The sequence below is a fragment of the Streptomyces sp. NPDC001002 genome, from assembly GCF_053599215.1.
Map to the genome: position 1 here is coordinate 1 of NZ_JBSFLV010000271.1, position 5,171 is coordinate 5,171.

General features: G+C 72.2%; 3 protein-coding genes and 1 pseudogene. 2 read left to right on the top strand and 2 right to left on the bottom strand.

What is annotated here, in order from left to right:
• Positions 1-131: 131 nt before the first annotated feature.
• Together ACWDR3_RS47080 and ACWDR3_RS47085 are read right to left on the bottom strand one after the other, a co-directional pair.
• A complete protein-coding gene (locus tag ACWDR3_RS47080; RefSeq protein ID WP_058926326.1) occupies positions 132-803 on the bottom strand; it encodes a response regulator in 672 nt (223 codons plus the stop codon).
• A gap of 14 nt (positions 804-817) precedes the next feature.
• Positions 818-1,855: a RecB family exonuclease gene (locus ACWDR3_RS47085; protein WP_450358844.1), complete on the bottom strand. Its 1,038-nt coding sequence runs from the start codon at positions 1,853-1,855 to the stop codon at positions 818-820.
• 175 nt (positions 1,856-2,030) lie between these two features.
• On the opposite strand from ACWDR3_RS47085, the gene ACWDR3_RS47090 reads away from it, so the two are divergent.
• Both ACWDR3_RS47090 and ACWDR3_RS47095 read left to right on the top strand, forming a co-directional pair.
• Complete coding sequence (locus tag ACWDR3_RS47090) at positions 2,031-4,103, top strand: site-2 protease family protein (RefSeq protein WP_450358845.1); 2,073 nt, start codon at positions 2,031-2,033, stop codon at positions 4,101-4,103.
• An 89-nt stretch (positions 4,104-4,192) separates the two neighbouring features.
• Positions 4,193-5,092: pseudogene (locus tag ACWDR3_RS47095) on the top strand (tRNA (adenine-N1)-methyltransferase); the annotation flags it as partial.
• Between the last annotated feature and the right edge of the window lie 79 nt (positions 5,093-5,171).

Consider the following 5,171-nt stretch of genomic DNA (forward strand, 5'->3'; position numbering starts at 1 on the left):
GGGCGTGCCGCCGATGTAGGGCCGTATGAGCAGGCCGGCGGTGATGGCGACCATGCCCGCGCAGACGACGGCCTTTCGGAAGCGGCCCCTCTGTTTCGTACGACGTGACGTGTACGGCAGTCCTGCTCCGCCTACTGCGCGCCGGGACGCACCAGCCCGCTCTCGTACGCGTAGACCGCGGCCTGCACCCGGTCGCGCAGCCCCAGCTTGGTCAGGACATGCCCCACGTGCGTCTTGACGGTGGTCTCGCTGACGAACAGGTCCGCCGCGATCTCCGCGTTGGACAGACCGCGCGCCACCAGCTTCAGCACCTCCACCTCGCGCTCGGTGAGCGTGTGCAGGGTGTCCGGCACGGGCTCGTCGCCGGAGGGCAGGTGGGTGGCGTACTTGTCGAGCAGCCGTCGGGTGATGCTCGGCGCGAGCATGGCCTCGCCGGCGGCCACCACCCGGATCGCCTGCACCAGTTCGTTGGCCGGGGCGTCCTTGAGCAGGAAGCCGCTGGCGCCCGCCCGAAGGGCCTCCACCACGTACTCGTCGAGGTCGAAGGTGGTCAGGACCAGCACCTTCGCCGGGCCGTCCCGCCCCGGTCCGGTGATCTGCCGGGTCGCCTCCACGCCGTCCATCCGGGGCATCCGGATGTCCATCAGGACCACGTCGGGCTGCAGGGCCCGGACCTGGTCGAGGGCCTGGAGGCCGTCTCCGGCCTCGCCGACGACCGCGAGGTCCTGCTCGGCTTCCAGAATCATCCGGAAGCCGGTACGCAGCAGCGGCTGGTCGTCGACGAGTAGGACGCGGATGGCCACGTAAGTCTCCTTCGCTAGTCCGGCCCCATTCTGCCCTGTTGGACGGCACCGGACTCGGGCGCCCTCACCGGCAGCGGATAGGGCGGGGGAGTCCCGCCGAATTCCGGACAGTGCGCCTGATGATCGCACCAGCCGCACAGCTTCGTCGGACGCGGTCGCCACTCGCCCGTCTCCGTCGCCAGCCTGATCGCCTCCCACAGCGCGAGCAGCTTGCGCTCCACCCGCTCCAGGTCGGCCGGGACCGGGTCGTAGGTCAGCACGTCACCGCTGCCGAGGTACACCAACTGGAGCCTGCGCGGGACGACTTGCTTCAGCCGCCACACCACCAGGGCGTAGAACTTCATCTGGAACAGGGCGCCCTCCGCGTACTCCGGGCGGGGCGCCTTGCCCGTCTTGTAGTCGACGATCCGCACCTCGCCCGTGGGCGCCACGTCGACCCGGTCGATGATCCCGCGCAGCTTCAGCCCAGAGTCCAGCTCCGTCTCGACGAACAGCTCCCGCTCGGCGGGCTCCAGACGCGTCGGGTCCTCCAGCGTGAACCAGCGCTCGACCAGCTGCTCCGCCTCACCCAGCCAGCGCGCCAGCCGCTCCCCGCCAGGATCGTCCTCGAACAACTCCACGACCTCGGGCCTGCTCTCGCGCAGCCGGTCCCACTGCCCGGGAACGAGGGACTTGGCCCGCGGCGCGGTGCGCTCCGTCGCCGGCGCGTCGAAGAGCCGCTCCAGCACCGCGTGCACCAAGGTGCCCCTGGTCGCCGCCTCGCTCGGCTTCTCGGGCAGCCGGTCGATGACCCGGAACCGGTAGAGCAAGGGGCACTGCATGAAGTCGCCGGCTCGGGAGGGGGAGAGGCTGGCGGGCGCTATGGCGACGGGGGCCACGACGACGTCCGGGCCGGCGGGGCCGATCACGTCGACGATCGCTCCGCTCCCGCTCCCGCTGCCGGTCCCACTCTCGACCGCCACCGTGCCCTCCGGCTCGATCGCGACCGGCGAATCCCCCTTCGGGGCACCGCCGCCGGGCGCCTGCGCGGTGTCCTCCGTGCTCGTCTCCATGCCTCCAGACCTTACGGCCCGCCACTGACAGTGACCCGGCCATGGCCGCAACAGCTGCGACAGGTGGGGAAACTCGGGGGGTGCCGGGGCGGAACGCGCCGCGACGGCCGCATACCATCGACCCGAGACCCTTCCGGCCGGCAGGCACGGAGGACGCTTCGAACGAGGGGACATCGTGGACGAGAGCGGCGGGAGCGGGCAGCCGCGGTCGGGCACCGACGAGTCGGCCGACCACCACGCGAGCCCTGCGGCCCCGGCCGGCCCGGCCGACGACCGCCCCAACGGCGTGCGCCGACCCGCCCCGTCCCCCGACAAAACCGAGGCCGACACCCCTCGCGAACCGACGCCCACCGAGGACGCCTCCATGCCGGGCGCCAGCCACGACGGCGACGCTTCCGCGTCCACGGACCGCGCCTCCGTCTCGGGCGCGTCCGCCGAGGGCGTTTCGGTCTCGGGCGACAGTTCCTTCGGCGACGCGTCTGCGTCCGCGAACCGTGGTCCCGTCTCGGGAGCGTCTGACAAGGGTGTCCCGGGCGCGGGCGGCGATTCCAGCGGCGACGCTCCCGCGTCCGCGGACCGTGCCTCCGTCTTGGGCGCGTCCAACGAAGGTGTCCCGGCCTCGGGCAGCCATTCCGACGGTGGCGATTCTGCGTCCGGTAACGGCGCCCCCTTCTCCGGCGCGCGCGCCGGAGCGTCGGGTGAGCGTGCGTCGACGCCGGACGAGAACCCCTTCGCCTCCGACAGCAACCCGTTCGCCTCCGATGGCAACCCCTTTGCCTCGGACGGCAACCCGTTCGCCTCCGACGTCGGCCCTTCTGCGTCCGACGGCAGTCCTGCCGCGGCCGACGGCCACTCACCCGTCCCCGACGAGCCCGCCGCGGCGCCCGCCGACCGCGTGCCCGTACCCGGAGAGGCCCCCGCACCTGGAGAAGCCCCCGCGTCCGGCGACCACCCCGAGACCTTCGTCGACGTCTCGAAGGCCGCCCCCGCCCCCGCCCAGGACGACGACCACCCCACCACCCCCACCCCCGTCGCCGAAGGCACCCGCAGGCGCAGCCGTTCCGGTGCGGCCAAGCAGCCCCCGCCGCAGCGCCCCGAGCCCCGTGGCGGGCTGCTGATGGGACGGCCCTTCGGCGTGCCGGTCTACGTGGCGCCCAGCTGGTTCCTCGTCGCCGCCCTGATCACCTGGGTGTTCGGCGGCCAGCTCGACCGCGTGCTGCCCGAACTCGGCGCCGCCCGCTACCTGGTCTCCCTCTTCTTCGCGGTCGCCTTCTACGCCTCGGTCCTCATCCACGAACTGGCCCACACGGTCGCCGCACTGCGCTTCAAACTCCCCGTCCGCCGCATCCAGCTCCAGTTCTTCGGCGGCGTCTCCGAGATCGAGAAGGAAGCCGAGACCCCCGGCAGGGAGTTCGTGCTGGCCTTCGTCGGCCCGCTGCTCTCCCTCGTCCTGTCCGGCATCTTCTACCTCGCGATGCAGCCCGTGGAGCCCGGCACGGTCCCCGGCGTCCTGCTGGCCGGCCTGATGGTCTCCAACCTCATCGTGGCCGCCTTCAACCTCCTGCCCGGCCTGCCCCTCGACGGCGGCCGCATGCTGCGCGCGGTCGTCTGGAAGATCACCGGCCGCCCGATGAGCGGCACCATCGCTGCCGCCTGGGTCGGCCGCGCCCTCGCCGTCTCCGTCCTCATCGGCCTCCCGCTGCTCACCCAGTCCGGCGCGCTCGGCTCCACCGCCGAGGACAACGTCGGCATGGACACCGTCACCGACGCCCTGCTCGCCGCGATCCTCGCCGCGATCATCTGGACCGGCGCCGGCAACAGCCTCCGTATGGCCCGCCTGCGCGAACACCTCCCGGAACTGCGCGCCCGCAACCTCACCCGCCGCGCCGTCCCCGTCGAGACCAACACCCCGCTCTCCGAGGCCCTGCGCCGCGCCAACTCCGCCGGCGCCCGCGCCCTGGTCGTCGTCGACCCCGAGGGCACGCCCCTCTCCCTCGTCCGCGAGGCCGCCATCGTCGGCGTACCCGAACACCGCCGCCCCTGGGTCGCCGTCAGCGGCCTCGCCCAGGACCTCACCGACGGCATGCGCGTCTCGGCCGAGCTGGCCGGCGAGGACCTCCTCGACGCCCTGCGCGCCACCCCGGCCACCGAGTACCTGGTGGTCGAGGAGACCGGCGAGATCTACGGCGTCCTGTCCGCGGCGGACGTGGAGCGCGCGTTCGTCAAGGCGATGGCCCGGCCCAGTTGACCCACCCGCTTTCTGCGACACCTGCTTTAGGAGAGCGGTGCTCCATCCCAGTGGTCGGCTGACGTCCTAATCGCCGGTAGGCTGTTCACATGTCCGAACCGACCGGTGCCGCCCGCAGGCGCGGGCCCTTCAAGGTCGGGGACCAGGTTCAGCTGACCGACCCCAAGGGCCGCCACTACACGTTCACGCTCGAGGCCGGAAAGAACTTCCATACCCACAAGGGTTCTTTCCCCCACGACGAGCTGATCGGCGCACCCGAGGGCAGCGTTGTCCGCACCACCGGTAACGTCGCCTACCTCGCGCTGCGCCCCCTGCTCCCCGACTACGTCCTGTCCATGCCCCGCGGGGCAGCCGTCGTCTACCCGAAGGACGCGGGGCAGATCCTCGCCTTCGCCGACATCTTCCCCGGCGCACGCGTCGTGGAGGCAGGCGTCGGCTCCGGCTCGCTCAGCAGCTTCCTGCTGCGCGCCATCGGCGACCAGGGCATGCTGCACAGCTACGAGCGCCGCGAGGACTTCGCCGAGATCGCCCAGCAGAACGTGGAGCGCTACTTCGGCGGCCCGCACCCCGCCTGGCAGCTCACCGTCGGCGACCTCCAGGACAACCTCTCCGACACCGAGGTCGACCGCGTCATCCTCGACATGCTCGCCCCCTGGGAATGCCTGGAGGCCGTCTCCAAGGCACTGGTCCCCGGCGGCATCCTCTGCTGCTACGTCGCCACCACCACCCAGCTCGCCCGGACCGTCGAGTCCATCCGCGAGATCGGCAGCTTCAACGAGCCGAGCGCCTGGGAGTCGATGATCCGCAACTGGCACGTCGAGGGCCTGGCCGTCCGCCCGGACCACCGGATGATCGGCCACACCGGCTTCCTGCTCACCGCCCGCCGACTCGCGGACGGCGTCGAGCCGCCCATGCGCCGCCGCCGCCCCGCCAAGGGCGCCTACGGCGAGGACTACGACGGACCCAACGCCGACGGCGTGCCGGCGCGGTGCCGAGCCTTCTCCTCGTGTTCCTCGGCGAGCTTCTTCGCCCTGCCGATGACCTTGTCGAGTTCGGCCTGCGCCTCCC

Bases quoted from the DNA above. Each gene is read 5' to 3' on its own strand.
- ACWDR3_RS47085 (WP_450358844.1), bottom strand. From the start codon at position 1,855: ATGGAGACGAGCACGGAGGACACCGCGCAGGCGCCCGGCGGCGGTGCC.